The sequence below is a fragment of the Bacillus cereus group sp. MYBK95-2 genome (genome assembly GCF_051915225.1).
Classification (GTDB): Bacteria; Bacillota; Bacilli; order Bacillales; family Bacillaceae_G; genus Bacillus_A; species Bacillus_A cereus.
On record NZ_JBQAEH010000004.1, the window covers coordinates 404206 to 420639 of the forward strand.

Sequence of the window (16434 nt, forward strand, 5' to 3'; positions counted from 1 at the left end):
CTTTATGTTCCTTTGTTTTGGGCCAACTTAAGAAACTTTTGTAAAATGATAGGATTACAAAAATGTAATGTGGGTGTAAGGAAACTGGATTGTACCATCTTTATGGTTAAAGCATACTTAAGGTAAGGAAGATTTATATTTTAACGGGTATAAATCTTACAAGTAGAATAGAAAGGTTAGGTATTACCATATGAAATGGATCATGAGAATTTTTGTGTTATTAGCTATAGTAGGAGGTGCTTTCTACTATATGAAGTCAGGGAATGGATACTATTTGACTAAACAATATTATGTAAAAGTAACGACTGATTCTAAAGTAGAAAACGAAAAATTGAGTAATGGAGAAGTTCTTACGTATCATGTTTACGATGAGAAGGTGTACGATAAAAAAGGGGAAGAAAGAGAACTGAAAATTTCCTTGCAAAATGAATTGGAAAAAAATCAATATTATTTGATTGATTGGGAAGATCGCCGTGGGATTGTTTCTAAAATAGCTAAAGTGAATCAAGCAAAAATAGATAAAGGTATTTTAGATAAGTTGAACGCAAATTCATAATATTTCAGGATAAGTTAATCAAAAGCTGTGTTGGCGTAAGATTTATAAGAAAAAGGTATTGTAGCAAAAATAAAAGAGATTATTATAAAACAAAAAAGACCGAACCGTCTGGTTCTGTCTTTTTTTAGGAATGAAGAATGAATTTTACAAATGATGTGGCACAAAGCTGGATTGCTACAATTGGGATGACATGTATGAATAGTGGACTGTAACACTTATGTAGATGGTTTGCAGAGATATAAAATCAATATAGAAGAGGAGTATTATTATAGATGACTTATGTAACTACAATTTTATCAATAGCGGGTATCGTTATCATGTCTTTAGCAAGGATTAATTTTAAAATAAGGGCGTTTGCTAATAAACCAGCTTGGGGTGGCTTCACTCTTCCCTTAATTCTAATTGGATTTATTTTATTTTGTATCGGTATGTTTTTAGGTTTTGTAAATCATCAACTATAAGGTGGGAATATTGTGAAGACGAAAAGCTATATGTTTTTCGTCTTTTCGTTCTCTTGCTTAATAAGAAAGATCCTGCAACTCAGTACAGGATCTTTAATCAAACGTATTTAAAAACTAAATTGTGGTTTCATATCACCTTTATAAGGTTCATGTTCAACGAATATAGTTATATCCTTACCAGCTTGGTCTTTACCAGTTCTTTTATACGTAAATTTATTCTTATTTAGTTCAGTAAGTTCAAGAGCTGCACCGTATTTGTTATTTCCAATTGAAACATGGGCTCTTATTTTATTTTCGTGTACAACATCGAAGTAGCCATAGTCACCGCGGCTTTGACCTGTTTCGCTATTGAAGAACTCATATTTATTAGACTTGTCATCGAATTTTGCTAGACTTATAAAATTCGAATTAAACTGTGTTACATCATTACCAGCTTCATCTACTACTTTTGTTCCGTGCCAAAGGGTACCGCCTAAAATTTTATCTCCATCAACGTTTTTAACAATATCTCCTGTAGTCGTGTTCAGCTGCTTGTCCGGATCAGTGAAAGAAAGTTCTTTTTCTTTATATGGGACATGTTCAACGAAAACTTCTACATCTTTACCTTTAGCGTCTTTACCCATTCGTTTATAAGTAAATACATTTTTATTTAGTTTTGTCATGTCAACGACAGCTTGATACTTCATTGATTCTGAAATTAATATTCTCTTCTTCCCATCATTTGTGACAAAGAAAGTGCCTTTATCGCCACGACTTGCACCTGTTTTAGCATCAAAAAATTCATATCTGCCTGACTTCGCATCATATTTTGCAAGACCAATGAAGTTTGCATTCTCTTTTGTTAAGTCATTCTTATCTTTGTCATACACTCGTGTACCTTGCCAATTCGTCTCGCTAAGAATATTAGCCATTTTTTGCCCTTTAGTTAATTTATTTTCCTTTTTTGTTTCTTTAGCAACTTGTTCTTGTTTTTGTTTCCCATGATTTTCTTCAGCTTTAGTACCAGCACACCCTGTTAATGCTAATGTGAATCCGAGCAGTACGGATGATAGTGCTTTTGCTTTTTTGTTCATGTTTTATCGTCTCCTTATTTTATGATTTCAAGTAGTACGGTTAGCGATTATAGTAGCAGTGCGTCATATATGAACTTAGTTGCTACGTTTCTTATGTTAATACCTGACTATAAACTGCCTCTAAATAAAACATTAAAAAAAGATAAACTAATTCCTAAAATTTGTTCATATTTATAAAAAATCGCTAGCTTGCTGTAGTGCCTACGAGTAATCCAAAAAATACATTGTAAAGAAGAAGGAAAGCCGCTAATAATAATGTAATTGCTAATAGAGCTAATCGATTGTAGTGCAAAACTTTTGAGAAAAACTGTAGGAGTGGTGTTTTTGTAAGACTCTTTCGTTAGCAATCGGTTGTACATCATCATAAATTTGAACACCTACTGTATCGGGTAAAAAGAAAGTAGCTCCTTCATTGTTCGCAATATGTTGTACGTGAATAACTGTTTTATGTTTTTCACGAAATGCTTTCAAAACTTCTTTCGCTTTTTGTGCGGCTTTTTCAGGTTGATGTAATTCCATATTGCCACCTTCAAAGTAATCATTTTGTATGTCTACTAATAGCAACGCTTCGTTCATCGTTATGCCCCCATACTTAGTGATTCAGCACGTTATTTGTACTGTACCGTTATTATATAAATTGTAGCTATGCGGAAGTAATAACGTTGTGAAACGATTTTGGGGTATATAGTTTCAGTGTGAAAAAAGTGAAAGTTGCTATAAGTACAAATGGATTTTGTGGACTTCACGGCAAAGTTATAGATAGAGTGGCATTGCAGGGTTAAAAACCATAACTTTGCTGGAGGAGCGGGTTATGGTTTTTTTATGAGGAAATACGATTTTAAGTTTTTGCTGAAGGTGTTTTTCTAGGATATGCTGTGAGTGATTGGAGTGAGGTAGTGTCAGATATTGTCGACCAATCGATATATTGGAAAAATCGTTGATATATTGTGAGTTGTGATAGATATATTGGAAAAATCGTTGATATATTGTGAGTTATGATAGATATATTGAAAAAATCGTTGATATATTTGTAAAGGGGTGTTTGAGGTGATTGTGAAAGAAAGAAAAATGCCGATTTATATAAGACTGTTAGAAGCACTGCTTAGAAGGTTACCTGTACATCATCCAAAACGAAATTTAATTGGAGAAAACTTGGCAAAACACATGGCGGGGTATAAAGGGGAGCAAGCAATTGATTATCCACTTAGTTTTATTTCTGAGAAAGAGTATAGTGTTTTACATGATGTTCGCTTATCTAATCATGATCAATACTTTCAAATTGATACTATTATCATTTCCACAAAGTTTCTTCTTTTTCTTGAGATAAAAAATATAGCAGGTACATTAATGTTTGATGCAAAGTTTAATCAACTTATCCGAATAACAGAAGGAAATTCAGAGGGATTTCCAGATCCGGTTTTACAAATAAAAAGGCAAGAAATACAATTAAAGAAATGGTTAAGCTTACATGGATTTTCCTCTAGTCTTCCAATCGAGTCCCTCGTTGTTATTAGCTCGCCTCGTACCATTATAAAATCTTCAGATGACAATCTTCTTCATACAATTATTCATAGTGCAAATTTACCTCATAAAATAAAGTGGTTTGAAAGTAAATATAAGAGAAAAGTTATAGATAATGTAGATAGGCTCATTCATCAAATAATAACGGAGCATTCTCCACTTCAACAAAATATACTTGAGCAATATAAAATAGAAAAAGAGGAGTTGTTAAATGGAGTACAATGTGAGAAATGCTTAGTTATTCCAATGGTTAAAGTGAAGAAGGGCTGGCGTTGTACAAGTTGTAAAGATTTTTCAAAAGTGGCACATGAGGATGCTATACGAGATTATGCATTGCTCATTAGTACGACATGTACGAACGGTAATTTGAAAGAGTTTCTCCATGTTTCGTCGGGTATGGTTGTAAACAGAATTCTCCACACACTAAATCTCCCCTACACTGGCAACAACAAAGGACGAATATATGATTTAACTTCTTTCCAATCGTAATTTTGCTATAATAAATAAGTACTTATACGAAGGGGAGTCTAAAGAGAAAATGAAGTCATTTAATATCGATCATGTTATAGCTAGTGTTTTGCAATGGATATTAAATATAGCTTTAATTATATTATCCATTGTGTTATCGATTTTCTTAGTGAATGAGACAATTACGTTTGTGCAGTATATTTTTTCGGCAAAAGAGTATACGTCTTATAAATTGGTTGAAAGTATCATCGTCTATTTCTTATACTTCGAGTTCATTGCATTAATTATTAAGTATTTTAAATCGAACTATCATTTCCCGTTACGTTATTTTATTTATATCGGAATTACGGCCTTAATTCGATTGATTATTGTGTCTCATGAGGAACCGATGGAGACGTTATTATACGCAGGAGCAATTCTTGTTTTAGTTATTGCTTTATACATATCGAATATGAGAGATTTGAGAAAAGAGTAGTAGTGCAGACGTAAGTTTGCACTACTTTTTTACGTCTTGACCTTCAAGTTGCTTGAAAGTTTACAATGAAATTAGGGCGTTTGAAATCGAAAAAAATTGAGAAATTAAGTGAAGAGGTTTCTTTTACTTGGAGGTTATAGGAATGAATCAGGAATTGAAGTTACGTCCATTGGAACGAGAAGATTTAAAGTTCGTACACGAACTGAATAATAATGCGCATATTATGTCGTATTGGTTTGAAGAGCCATATGAGGCATTTGTGGAGCTGCAAGACTTATACGATAAACATATACATGATCAAAGCGAACGCCGATTTATCGTTGAGAAAGACAATGAAATGGTTGGATTAGTTGAGTTAGTAGAAATCGATTATATTCATCGTAGAACAGAATTCCAAATTATTATTGATCCGAATTATCAAGGATATGGTTATGCAGTAGAGGCGACGCGTTTAGCAATGGATTATGCTTTCGCTGTATTAAATATGCATAAGATATATTTAGTTGTGGATAAGGAAAATGAAAAAGCAGTACATGTTTATAAAAAAGTTGGGTTTATGGTAGAAGGTGAGCTTATCGATGAGTTTTTCGTTGATGGTAACTATCATAATGCGATAAGAATGTGTATGTTTCAGAAGCAATATTTTGAAAACAAGTAGTTGAAAGATTCGGAAGTAATGTTGACGCTTCGTAAAAACGTATGCTAAAATCCCTTTTAAGTATTAAGGAAGGTGCAGAATATGCTTTATATAAAATTTGTAAAACTCATTAGAAAACTTTGCTCCGCACAAATGTATACGGTGAAGCGTTGTACGGAGCTTAATCAAGGGGTATAAATCCCCTATATTCATCGGCTGAATAACTTTTCTAAAAAAGTATAGTTTATCTATGCTTATTTCGTTATGGTTTTTCAGCTGGTGTATAAAATAGATTAAGGGGCCATAGACAATGCTTTGTCTATGGCCCTTTGTGTATATTATTCCGATGAGTCTTTACTATAAATTGGAGTAGTATAGGAAAAACCATGAAGCAGAGGGCTAGTGTCGAATGACGCTATCTCTCTGCTTTTTTTAATTTCAGGAAAAGAGGAATAAAAATGAGTTTACTTAAAGTTGAAAGTTTATCACATAGTTTTATAGATAAAGTATTATACGAAAATGCTTCTTTTGATTTGCATAAAGGGGAGCATATGGGAATTGTTGGACAGAATGGTGCAGGAAAAAGCACATTAATGAAAATATTGGTGGGGGAAATTATTTCTGATAAGGGAGACATAAAGTGGCAACCAAATATTCAAATTGGACATCTTGATCAATACGCAGAAATTGATGAGGGTTATACCATTTCTCAATATTTAAAGAGAGCCTTTTATGATTTGTATGAAATGGAAAAGAGAATGAACAAGTTATATGAAGAAAGTGCGATGACCGGAGATGAAAATCAACTATTGAAAGCGGCAGAAATTCAAGGACTGCTCGAGGCTCATGATTTTTATTCAGTAGATAGTATTACGAATAAGGTGGCATCCGGCTTAGGTATTGATGTGATTGGGATGGATCGTGTTATTGGTGAATTAAGCGGAGGGCAGCGTGCAAAGGTAATTTTAGCGAAGCTCTTATTAGAAGAGCCTAATATTTTATTACTAGATGAACCGACGAATTTTCTTGATAAGGAGCATGTGGAGTGGCTTGCTAATTATTTAATGAATTTTGAAGGAGCGTTTATTGTCGTATCACATGATTTTGATTTTCTGGAAAAGGTAACTTCTTGCATATGTGATGTAGAGTTCGGAACAGTTAAGAAGTATTACGGCAAATACTCAGATTTTGTAAGACAAAAGGAGCATTTGCGAAAAGATTATATTCGCCAATATTATGCACAGCAAAAGAAAATTGAAAAAACGGAAGAGTATATTCGTAGAAATATTGCTGGGGTGAATTCAAAAATAGCGCAAGGTCGTAGAAAACAATTACAGCGTATGGAAAGAATTGCGCCACCAAGTTTTACTCATAAACCGTCTATTCATTTTCAGGAACTTCCCATTTCAGTTCAGACAGTTCTTGAAGTAAATAACCTTGAAGTTGGTTACGACTTCGCTCTCTTACCAAAGTTGAATTTTTCAGTAATGGGTAGGCAAAAACTTGTTATTACAGGTTTCAATGGAGTAGGAAAATCTACTTTATTAAAAACAATCGTTGGAAATATTGATAGTATTTCTGGAGAGTTTCACTTTTCAGAGCAAATAAAGATTGGATATTATGAGCAAGATTTAAATTGGAGCAATGATTCTTTAACGCCGCTTCAAATTATTTCAGAACAGTTTCCTAAACTGAATATGAAGGAAATACGCCATCATTTAGCTGCGTGTGGAGTGAAGGATACGCACGTTTCGCAAGAAATTCGTACGTTAAGTGGTGGTGAACAATCGAAGGTGAAACTGTGCGGATTATTATTATCACCTTGTAACTTATTAATTTTAGATGAGCCGACAAATCATTTAGATGCAGAAGCGAAGGAAGCTTTGCAAAAGGCGCTAATTAAGTTTAAGGGAAGCATTATACTCGTATCTCACGAAGCGAGTTTTTATCTTGATTGGGCAGATAGCATCTTTCATATAGAGACAGGAATAGTTAAGGGGGTGTGAAACATATGAGTGAAAACAATTGGAAAACGAAAATTATATTATTTTTGACCGCTCAAACTATTTCGTTGTTCGGTTCCTCTCTCGTACAATACGCGATTATATGGTATATCACCCTTACAACATCATCAGGAGTGATGTTGACTATTTCAACTGTTTGCGGTTTTCTACCACAAATTGCGATATCTTTGTTTGCAGGTGTTTGGATTGATCGTTATGAACGTAAAAAGATGATTATGTTATCGGATGGAATTATAGCGATTGCGACGTTAGTTTTAGCAATTTTATTTTTAACAGGATATAAAAGTATTTGGTTACTTTTTATTGTGTTACTCATTCGTTCAGCTGGAACAGGAGTACAAACGCCAGCTGTGAATGCATTAATTCCGCAAATCGTTCCGAAAGAGTATCTTATGAAAGTAAATGGAATAAATAGCAGTATTACATCTTTAATTATGTTTCTTTCTCCAGCAGCAAGTGCGGCGATTCTTTCTATTGCCAGCATTGAAACAACATTTTTTATTGATGTTATTACGGCTATGATTGGAATTAGTATTATGCTTATCATTCAAGTAGAGGGACATGTGAATGCAGAGAATAAGCAAAAATCTAATCTACAAGGAATTAAAGAAGGATTCTCTTATTTAAAAGAAAATGTATTTATTAAAAGGCTAATCGTTTTATTGATTATCATCATGATTTTAATAAGTCCAGCTGCTTTTTTAACACCTTTAATGGTAACTCGTTCTTTCGGGGCCGAAATGTGGAGACTTACTGCTAGTGAGATGACCTTTAGTGCTGGTGCGGCAGCTGGTGGCGTATTGATTGCCGCGTGGGGTGGTTTTCGTAATCGTATGCATACAATAGCGCTAGCTTGTGCATTATATGGACTGCTTATGATTGGACTCGGAATAGCACCGATATTTATTATGTATTTAGTATTTAATTTTTTAATTGGTATAACGATGCCGTGCTTCAATACACCAGTTACTGTGTTATTGCAGGAAAAAGTAGAACCATCAATGCACGGACGGATGTTCAGTCTTGTACAAATTGCGAATTCATGCGCGCTTCCTCTAGGAATGATAATATTTGGGCCATTGTCGGATATGTTTAGTGTAGAGATTTTGTTAATTTATGCTGGGATATTCGTGCTATTTTGCGCAATGTATATTGTATTAAGCAAGAGGTTTGAAGTGTAAATATTTATAATACAGAGGGTTTGCGAAGTGATTTAATATGCTTCGTAAACCTTTTTGTTATTATTCTAGTCAATAATTATTTATTGTTAAACGATAAATAATTATTGACTGTTAATGTTTTTTTGGATAATATGATGTTAAGAATCTAAGGAGAATTACATGAGTAGAGGAGAATGTGAAATGAAAAATAAATACGTAGTAGCTATTTCTTTCATGATTTTAGCGATTATTTCTTTAACTATACATGCTTCAAACAGTAAAGTAGGAGCGGATGGATTCCTTGAAGAACCTTTCTTTTTCCTAGTACCGATAAGTTATGTATTGTTCCTTAGTGGTATTGGCGTATTATTATTTGGATTTATTACTTCAAAGCTGAAAAAGGGCAATAAATAGGGGTTACCAATAGGGACAAAATACTCACTATGAAATAGAAACATACCATATGGAAGAAAAAGAATAAGTGAGATGAATCATGATGAACCATCATTTTTATAATGGAAGACAAGTAGGAGCAGCTATTACGCTGGCTGGGGCACAGGGAACAATTCATGCTATGAATCAAGCTATTCAAATGCAACAACAAGCATATTTTGCACAAATGATGCAAAGTCAGTATATGCCGTATTCACAGCTTCCGATGCAAATTGTACATTACGATGTACATCCAGCTGGTTTATTTTCTATTCCATATGGCGGGACATATTTCTTATGAAAGAAAGCGACTCAATAGAGTCGCTTTTTTTCATATTCCGCCTAGCTTCATTCCAAGGAATGCGAAGAGGATACCAATTATGTACGTAGCGCTTAAGTATAAAAGGAAAGTGCTAATATTTTTTCGATTGAGAAGTTGAACGGCTTCTAGTTTAAACGTAGAAAATGTAGTGAATGCACCCATAAATCCAGTACCTAATAATAGTTGCCAGCCTGTAGTAACTCCGTTGCCGATTATATATCCAAGTAAAAACGCCCCTGTTATATTAATAAGGAATGTAGCAAGTGGAAATTGTGTTTTATTTCTTTTCTTAAACCAATTGCTAATTGCAAATCGTGTAATCGCACCGAAAAATCCTCCTGTTGCGACTAATAAGGCTTCTATCATGAGTAATCACCTTCCGTAAGAGATTTCTTAATTAAGAAATCTCCAAGTGTATAGCCAAGGCCAGACATAATGAGGCCACCAAGTATGCTACATGATACATATAAGAAGGCTATGCTCCACTCAGAATGATTGATCAATTGCACAGTTTCTACACTAAATGTTGAAAAAGTCGTAAAGGAACCGATGAATCCAGTTCCGATGCCTGTGATGACCTCTGAAGGTAAGATGTTTAGCCGGGCGATATAAGTAGTTAGCCACGCTAAGAAGAAGCAACCGATTAAGTTAATGAGTAATGTTGCTAATGGAAATGAATGATGCCAAAATGTGGTGATATTAAGACCTAAATAATAACGAGAAAGAGCTCCTAATATACCGGCAATGCCGACGATAATATAAATCAATTTTCTCACCTCTTTAAATAGATTGCTCAAAAAAATAGACTCCTACCAGTATGTATACTGGTAGGAGTCATTAGCTAAGCAGCGTTTATGGCGAACTCCATCGCCTAGGATTATTACATATAGTGTACTAAATATACCGTTTAAATTCCAGTGAGGAGGTGGGTGTAACGTTTCTTTTTTTGATGTCTGAAGGTTTTTCAAGTAATTAAAATGGGATCGATTACTTATCAACTAAATATAGTGATATACGGTTTTAATTATGATAAAATGTTTCTTATGTGTGTCGTTTTGTTTTATTTGACTGAAAATAAAGAAAAATAAATTCGCGTGAAAAGGAGTCGTTTATTTGAAGAAATTTTTAAAAATCGTATTTACATGTGTTTTAGTAGTAGCGGGCATTGTAGGAGGATTTCTAGCGTATATGACACTTACTAAAGAACAGCCTGCTGATGTTATAAGCTTGAAGGTGGAGAATAATAAGGAGCGCGTATTAGCGACTGAAAATGAGTTTAAAGTTACAACATTTAATATTGGATATGCTGGGTTAGATAAGGATCAAGATTTCTTTATGGATGGTGGAAAGGGATCTGGTTCAAGTAGTAAAGAGCAAACGGAAACTAATTTAAAGAATATGCTTTCGTTTTTACAAAATGAGAATAGTGATTTTGCACTATTACAAGAAGTTGATATAAAGTCACTTCGTTCATTTGATGTAAATGAACATGAATTTTTGAAAAAAGGATTACCTGATTATGTTTCGTCATTTGGCAAGAACTACGATACGAAATGGGTTCCAGTGCCAATAATAAATCCAATGGGATATGCGGAGGCTGGATTAAGTACGTTTTCTAAATACACTGTTCAAGAAGCGAAGAGGTTCCAGCTTCCTGGAATGGAGCCTTGGCCAAAGCGTTTGTTTGATTTAGATCGAGCAATTGTGGAATATAAAATTCCTGTTAATAATGGGAAACATGTTAGACTCGTAAATTTACATTTGTCTGCTTATGATGAAGGCGGGAAAATTAGAAAACAGCAAGTAGAGTACTTAAAAGAATATATGAACAAGCATTATGAAAATGGTGATTACGTAATAATGGGCGGAGATTGGAATCAATTAGTTTCAAACGCTCAATTAAGTGATCCGAAGTTCGTGAAAGAGCGCCCTGAGTGGTTAGTAGAGTTACCGAAGAACTTTACAGACGGTGGCTTTAAGTGGGCTGTAGATCCGTCTGTTATGACTGTGAGAGATGATGTAAAGAAATATGTAGAAGGTGAAAATTTCGTCACTATTATTGATGGCTTTATCGTTTCACCGAATGTAGAGATTGTAAATGTACAAGGGAAAGATTTAAAGTTTGAAAATAGCGATCATAACCCAGTAAGTGCGGTATTTAAACTGAAGTAATTGATATGTATAAGTAGAAGGTGGGGCTTCATATGGAGTGGTTAAAGAGGACTTGTTTTTCTAACCTTGAGAAAGAATCACAGAAAAATCATTTATTACTGTTTATAACGATTTGTAGTTTCTTTCTTGGGATAATCGCAATTGGGTATTATGGATATATTTTTACAGAGAGAGCAATAGCGTTTTGGATTTGTGGTATTTCTGTCGTTGCATTTGGAACGCTTTTTACTTTTATAAAAAGTATGGAATCAGCGTATAAATATATCATGACATTTATGTTGCTTACAATGTCTTACATTATGGTACAAGCCTTTAATGAAAGCCCGGCTGTATTTCAAATGGTCTATTTTACATTAGCTGTTTCACTTATTTACTTAAGTGAGCGCCTCATTTTAATTCTTGGCGGGGTAGCTGTTGTGATCACATTTATCCTTTGTAGCTATTGGCCGGAGCAATTTTTTGCTTATACAGCCTCGTCTGAAGCTGCTAATTTCGCAAGTTTGTTAGCGATTGTAACAATCGCTATGTGGGGCGTCACGAAAATCGGTTCTAATCTGCTCCTTCGTTTAAGTGATGAGAAGCAAGAAGTAATGAGAAAAGCTCAGGAGTTAGAAGAGACGCAAAGACTTATTGAAGAAACAGTTGTGAAACTAGATAGTAATTTCAATCATTTAAGACAAAATATGAACACGTCGATGGAATCGATGAGTGAAATTAATTTTGCCTTTGAAGAGGTGGCAGTTGGTACGCAATCACAATCAGAGATGATGTATCGTTCGGTAGAAGTATTGAATGATATGGAGGGAAATATTGAACAAATCATCTCTCAAGTAAGAACTGCATCGGCTCGTGTGGATGAAAGCTTAGAAATTTCAAAAGGTAGTGTACATACTCTAAGAAATTTTGAAACTAACATGAGAAGTTTAAATGATGTTGTTTCACAGTCTGGAATTATATTTAGAGATTTAATGATGCAATCGAAACAAATTAATGAAATTGTAGATGTAATAACGAATATTTCAAGTCAGACGAGTTTGCTAGCTTTAAATGCAAATATTGAAGCTGCGAGGGCAGGCGAGCATGGAAAAGGTTTTGCTATTGTAGCGAGTGAAGTGTTAAAGCTTGCTGAAGAATCAAATCGTTCTGCGGGAAGAATTCAAGGGATTTTGAAGGAGTTTAGTAATCAAGCAAGTAAGGTAGAAGTGCAAGTAGAAAAGTCAGAAAGAGTACAAGAAGAATGTAACGAGATGTTAGCAAGCGTTTTAACAAATGTAACTGATTTAGGGAAGTTTATTTATGCGATTAATGAAGTAATGCGAGAGGTTGTTGTTCATCAAGAAAGTTTCCAAGTTAAAACGACGAATATCGTAAAGGATGTTACGCATGCTTCTAACGTAATTCAGCAAACTTCTACAGCTACAGAAGAAGTGCTAGCGAGTGTGGAAGAAGAAAAACATCGAAATGATACGTCAGTGAAGACGTTACAAACTGTTAGCGAGCAAGTGAAGTTGTTAGAAGATATTTTAGAAAAGTAATATTGCTTGGAAAGAGCACGAATGATGTGCTCTTTTTTCATTGAAACGAATACTTGATAGGAATTTAATTGCTTTTCTGCGCGTTTTCTGCCAAGCTTAAGGAGATAAAATTCAGCTAATAGCGGAATTAAAATACTTCAAAGAAAGAATTAAATAGGTGACGCATATGATCGAAGTTAAGACTTCTGAACTTAGTGATGGAGAATTTAATAGAGGTGTATTTGCAACTCGTGATATTAAAAAAGGTGAGTTGATACACGCAGCACCAGTTATCTCTTATCCGAATGAACAGCATGAACATATTGAGAAAACATTACTTGCTGACTACGCATTTGAGTATGGAATCAATCATACGGCAATCCTTTTAGGATACGGTATGTTATTTAATCATTCATATACACCGAATGCAACGTATGATATTGTCTTCGAGAACCATACGTTTAACTTCTATGCTTATAAGGATATAAAAGCAGGAGAAGAAATTTTAATCAATTATAATGGTGAAGTTGATAACGATGAGCTGTTATGGTTTGATAAAGAAAAAGAAGAGAACGAAAAGTAATATAAAGAGTATAGAAAGAGCACATTCTGTCGGATGTGCTCTTTTTTTATTGATGTAAATAAAGTAAAAAGTACAAAAAAATACCACTTTCTTTTTGTGTGGTATAGTAAGATACTGAGGGATAGTGTTTTGAAAAAGTCACATATTTTACAAATTGTTGTCTTTCTGATGACATGTCAAGTTTAGTAGTCCATTTGGGTTGCTTTATTATGCAATATATATTTTAATATGAGTGGCACCTCTTATAATTTAAGAGGTTTATAGGTGTCTCGAATTGATTTTGGGTACACTGTATCCACCACTTTAGGTTCTTTCATGTACGTGGGGATATTATGGGCCCGTATAACGGGATAAAATGAATATAGAAATAGAGGAATCGTAAAATGAATATGCAAGAGGTTTATAAATATTTAAGTACGGTATTGCCTGAAGGACATGTTAAACAAGATGAAATGTTAAAGAATCATACGCATATTAAAGTTGGCGGAAAAGCAGATGTTTTTGTTGCGCCTACAAATTATGATGAAATTCAAGAAGTTATTAAATATGCGAACGAATATAATATTCCAGTTACGTTTTTAGGAAATGGATCGAATGTCATTATTAAAGATGGTGGAATTCGCGGGATTACAGTAAGTTTAATTCATATTACAGGTGTTACTGTAACAGGAACGACGATTGTAGCACAGTGTGGTGCAGCAATTATTGACGTATCACGTATTGCCTTAGACCATAACTTAACGGGTCTTGAGTTTGCTTGTGGTATTCCAGGTTCAGTTGGCGGAGCATTATATATGAATGCTGGTGCATACGGCGGTGAAATTTCGTTTGTATTAACAGAAGCTGTCGTAATGACAGGTGATGGAGAGCTACGTACTTTGACGAAAGAAGCATTTGAATTTGGATATCGTAAGAGTGTATTTGCGAACAACCATTACATTATTCTTGAAGCGAGATTTGAACTTGAAGAAGGTGTACATGAAGAAATTAAAGCAAAAATGGATGATTTAACGTTTAAACGTGAGTCAAAACAGCCTCTAGAATATCCTTCATGTGGTAGCGTATTTAAGCGCCCACCAAATAACTTTGCTGGTAAGTTAATTCAAGACTCAGGACTACAAGGTAAGCGAATTGGTGGAGTAGAAGTTTCTTTAAAACACGCTGGGTTTATGGTGAATGTTGATAACGGAACAGCACAAGATTACATCGATTTAATTCACTTCGTACAAAAGACAGTTGAAGAGAAATTTGGCGTGAAGTTGGAGCGAGAAGTAAGGATTATTGGAGAAGATAAGGAATAAAGAAATACGTATGAAGATATGAATTATTTTAAAATAATATTTGGGTATTGTTGACAATTTGTTTTCAATTCAATATAATGGCTAATAATTTAACAAATAACATACGTTGAAAGAGCCCAGTAGCAGTTTGTCACTGTTAACGAGAGAGCTAGGGGTTGCTGGAACCTAGCACAAACAAACTTGTGAATTACACTCTGGAGTATCTTAGGTAATGCTAAGCGGACTAGCAATCGATATTATTGCTAAGAGTGGTATGAGTAGCTATGCTATTTATACAAACTGGGTGGTAACACGGTGAATAATCGTCCCTATGTCTATCGTAGACATAGGGGCTTTTTTGTTTTTAAAAAATAAAGGGGATGACAAAAGATGAATATTATTGATGAATTAGAATGGCGCGGCGCCGTTAATCAGCAGACTGACGAAGAAGGTTTACGTAAGCTAGTAGAAGAGAAAAAGATTTCGCTATACTGCGGAGTTGATCCGACTGGTGATAGTATGCATATTGGACATTTGATTCCGTTTATGATGATGAAGAGATTCCAATTAGCTGGTCATCATCCTGTTATTTTAATTGGCGGGGCAACAGGAACAATTGGTGATCCGAGTGGACGGCAATCAGAGCGTCAACTTCAAACGTTAGAAGTGGTTCAGCATAATGTAGATGCGTTAACAGCACAAATGAAAAAGCTATTTGATTTTGGTGGAAATAGCGAAGTGAAGATGGTAAATAACTATGATTGGACACATGAAATAAATATTATTGAGTTTTTACGTGATTACGGGAAAAACTTTAGCATCAATAGCATGTTAGCGAAGGATATTGTAGCAAGCCGTTTGGATACAGGTATTTCTTTCACGGAATTCACGTACCAAATTTTGCAAGCGATGGACTTCCATCATTTATACACGAAAGAGGATGTTCAACTGCAAATTGGTGGTAGTGACCAATGGGGAAATATTACGAGTGGTTTAGATTTAATTCGTAAGTTAGAAGGTCATGAGGCGAAAGTATTCGGATTAACGATTCCGTTATTATTAAAATCGGACGGTACGAAGTTTGGTAAATCAGCAGGCGGCGCTGTTTGGCTTGATCCTGAAAAAACGACACCGTTTGAATTTTATCAGTTCTGGGTGAATACGGATGATCGTGATGTCGTTAAATACTTGAAATACTTTACATTCTTAACGAAAGAACGCATTGATGAATTAGCGGTTAAGGTGGAAACAGAGCCTCATAAACGTGAAGCACAAAAAGTACTAGCAGAAGAAATGACGAAATTCGTTCATGGAGAAGAAGCATTCCTGCAAGCTGTGAAAATTACAGCAGCGTTATTTAGCGGAGATATTAAATCGTTAACAGCTGATGAAATTGAACAAGGCTTTAAAGAAATGCCAACATTTCAGTCTTCAAAAGAGACGAAAAACATCGTAGAATGGCTAGTTGATTTAGGAATTGAACCATCTAGACGACAAGCGCGTGAAGATATTAATAACGGAGCGATTTCTATGAATGGTGAGAAAGTAACAGATGTGGGTACAGATGTTACTGTAGAAAATTCATTTGATGGACGATTTATTATTATCCGTAAAGGGAAGAAGAATTACAGTCTTGTGAAGTTAGGCGAATAGTTTGTGTGAAAGGATGGGAGTAGGAAGAATACTTCCATCTTTTCGTATACACAATTTGGACATAAAATAATCAGTAAATTTAGATAATTAAAAGGGTTATACG

At 34.6% G+C, this 16434-nt stretch carries 17 protein-coding genes, 1 pseudogene, 1 riboswitch and 1 other annotated feature; of the genes and pseudogenes, 14 read left to right on the plus strand and 4 right to left on the minus strand.

From position 1 onward, the window contains the following. Nucleotides 1-190: 190 nt before the first annotated feature. Both ACTFN4_RS16590 and ACTFN4_RS16595 read left to right on the plus strand, forming a co-directional pair. The gene (locus ACTFN4_RS16590; RefSeq protein ID WP_002164645.1) at nucleotides 191-556 is read left to right on the plus strand and encodes a YxeA family protein; all 366 of its coding nucleotides are present in this window, start codon (nucleotides 191-193) and stop codon (nucleotides 554-556) included. A gap of 272 nt (nucleotides 557-828) precedes the next feature. Further along, nucleotides 829-1017: a hypothetical protein gene (locus tag ACTFN4_RS16595; protein WP_000222858.1), complete on the plus strand. Its 189-nt coding sequence runs from the start codon at nucleotides 829-831 to the stop codon at nucleotides 1015-1017. 107 nt (nucleotides 1018-1124) lie between these two features. Here the strand turns inward: ACTFN4_RS16595 and ACTFN4_RS16600 are convergent, their stop codons facing one another. Both ACTFN4_RS16600 and ACTFN4_RS16605 read right to left on the minus strand, forming a co-directional pair. After that, entirely contained in the window at nucleotides 1125-2090 is a 966-nt protein-coding gene (locus ACTFN4_RS16600) for a DUF4822 domain-containing protein (protein WP_079004599.1), read from the minus strand. A 303-nt stretch (nucleotides 2091-2393) separates the two neighbouring features. Continuing rightward, a pseudogene (locus tag ACTFN4_RS16605) lies at nucleotides 2394-2666 on the minus strand (isochorismatase family protein); the annotation flags it as partial. A gap of 477 nt (nucleotides 2667-3143) precedes the next feature. On the opposite strand from ACTFN4_RS16605, the gene ACTFN4_RS16610 reads away from it, so the two are divergent. The 7 genes from ACTFN4_RS16610 (at nucleotide 3144) to ACTFN4_RS16640 (ending at nucleotide 9108) form a co-directional block, all read left to right on the plus strand. Further along, nucleotides 3144-4100, plus strand: coding sequence for a nuclease-related domain-containing protein (locus ACTFN4_RS16610; RefSeq protein WP_439962573.1), 957 nt, complete (start codon nucleotides 3144-3146; stop codon nucleotides 4098-4100). Between the two features lie 49 nt (nucleotides 4101-4149). After that, a complete protein-coding gene (gene psiE / locus ACTFN4_RS16615; RefSeq protein ID WP_000834708.1) occupies nucleotides 4150-4554 on the plus strand; it encodes a phosphate-starvation-inducible protein PsiE in 405 nt (134 codons plus the stop codon). A 142-nt stretch (nucleotides 4555-4696) separates the two neighbouring features. Further along, nucleotides 4697-5212, plus strand: a complete 516-nt coding sequence (gene speG / locus ACTFN4_RS16620; RefSeq protein ID WP_001071095.1) for a spermidine N1-acetyltransferase — start codon at nucleotides 4697-4699, stop codon at nucleotides 5210-5212. A 437-nt stretch (nucleotides 5213-5649) separates the two neighbouring features. Next, nucleotides 5650-7197, plus strand: coding sequence for an ABC-F family ATP-binding cassette domain-containing protein (locus tag ACTFN4_RS16625; protein ID WP_257115763.1), 1548 nt, complete (start codon nucleotides 5650-5652; stop codon nucleotides 7195-7197). A 5-nt stretch (nucleotides 7198-7202) separates the two neighbouring features. Further along, nucleotides 7203-8396, plus strand: a complete 1194-nt coding sequence (locus ACTFN4_RS16630; RefSeq protein WP_439962547.1) for an MFS transporter — start codon at nucleotides 7203-7205, stop codon at nucleotides 8394-8396. A 180-nt stretch (nucleotides 8397-8576) separates the two neighbouring features. Continuing rightward, complete coding sequence (locus ACTFN4_RS16635) at nucleotides 8577-8789, plus strand: DUF3955 domain-containing protein (protein ID WP_025118109.1); 213 nt, start codon at nucleotides 8577-8579, stop codon at nucleotides 8787-8789. A gap of 79 nt (nucleotides 8790-8868) precedes the next feature. Continuing rightward, nucleotides 8869-9108: a DUF3947 family protein gene (locus ACTFN4_RS16640; protein WP_000980930.1), complete on the plus strand. Its 240-nt coding sequence runs from the start codon at nucleotides 8869-8871 to the stop codon at nucleotides 9106-9108. A gap of 30 nt (nucleotides 9109-9138) precedes the next feature. Here the strand turns inward: ACTFN4_RS16640 and crcB (ACTFN4_RS16645) are convergent, their stop codons facing one another. Together crcB (ACTFN4_RS16645) and crcB (ACTFN4_RS16650) are read right to left on the minus strand one after the other, a co-directional pair. Beyond that, on the minus strand, nucleotides 9139-9495 hold the full coding sequence (crcB, locus tag ACTFN4_RS16645) for a fluoride efflux transporter CrcB (protein WP_000568587.1): 357 nt from the start codon (nucleotides 9493-9495) through the stop codon (nucleotides 9139-9141). Continuing rightward, nucleotides 9492-9896 carry a fluoride efflux transporter CrcB gene (crcB, locus tag ACTFN4_RS16650; protein ID WP_000639315.1) on the minus strand — a complete coding sequence of 135 codons (405 nt, stop codon included), beginning with the start codon at nucleotides 9894-9896 and terminating at the stop codon, nucleotides 9492-9494. Before crcB (ACTFN4_RS16650) ends, crcB (ACTFN4_RS16645) begins: the two co-directional genes overlap by 4 nt. A 54-nt stretch (nucleotides 9897-9950) precedes the next feature. Then, nucleotides 9951-10010: riboswitch (Fluoride riboswitch) on the minus strand. 232 nt (nucleotides 10011-10242) lie between these two features. Here crcB (ACTFN4_RS16650) and ACTFN4_RS16655 point away from each other — a divergent pair. From ACTFN4_RS16655 to tyrS, 5 genes are all read left to right on the plus strand, one after another. Continuing rightward, nucleotides 10243-11301, plus strand: a complete 1059-nt coding sequence (locus ACTFN4_RS16655) for an endonuclease/exonuclease/phosphatase family protein (protein ID WP_410989322.1) — start codon at nucleotides 10243-10245, stop codon at nucleotides 11299-11301. Between the two features lie 32 nt (nucleotides 11302-11333). Then, the gene (locus tag ACTFN4_RS16660) at nucleotides 11334-12836 is read left to right on the plus strand and encodes a DUF4077 domain-containing protein (RefSeq protein ID WP_025686654.1); all 1503 of its coding nucleotides are present in this window, start codon (nucleotides 11334-11336) and stop codon (nucleotides 12834-12836) included. 166 nt (nucleotides 12837-13002) lie between these two features. Further along, entirely contained in the window at nucleotides 13003-13398 is a 396-nt protein-coding gene (locus ACTFN4_RS16665; protein ID WP_000573649.1) for an SET domain-containing protein, read from the plus strand. Nucleotides 13399-13781: 383 nt separating this feature from the next. Then, nucleotides 13782-14699 carry a UDP-N-acetylmuramate dehydrogenase gene (gene murB / locus ACTFN4_RS16670; protein ID WP_001057102.1) on the plus strand — a complete coding sequence of 306 codons (918 nt, stop codon included), beginning with the start codon at nucleotides 13782-13784 and terminating at the stop codon, nucleotides 14697-14699. A 97-nt stretch (nucleotides 14700-14796) separates the two neighbouring features. Continuing rightward, nucleotides 14797-15012, plus strand: a binding site (T-box leader). Between the two features lie 56 nt (nucleotides 15013-15068). Further along, nucleotides 15069-16331 (plus strand): tyrosine--tRNA ligase, encoded by a 1263-nt coding sequence (gene tyrS / locus ACTFN4_RS16675; protein WP_001021108.1) that lies wholly within the window; start codon nucleotides 15069-15071, stop codon nucleotides 16329-16331. Nucleotides 16332-16434: the final 103 nt, after the last annotated feature.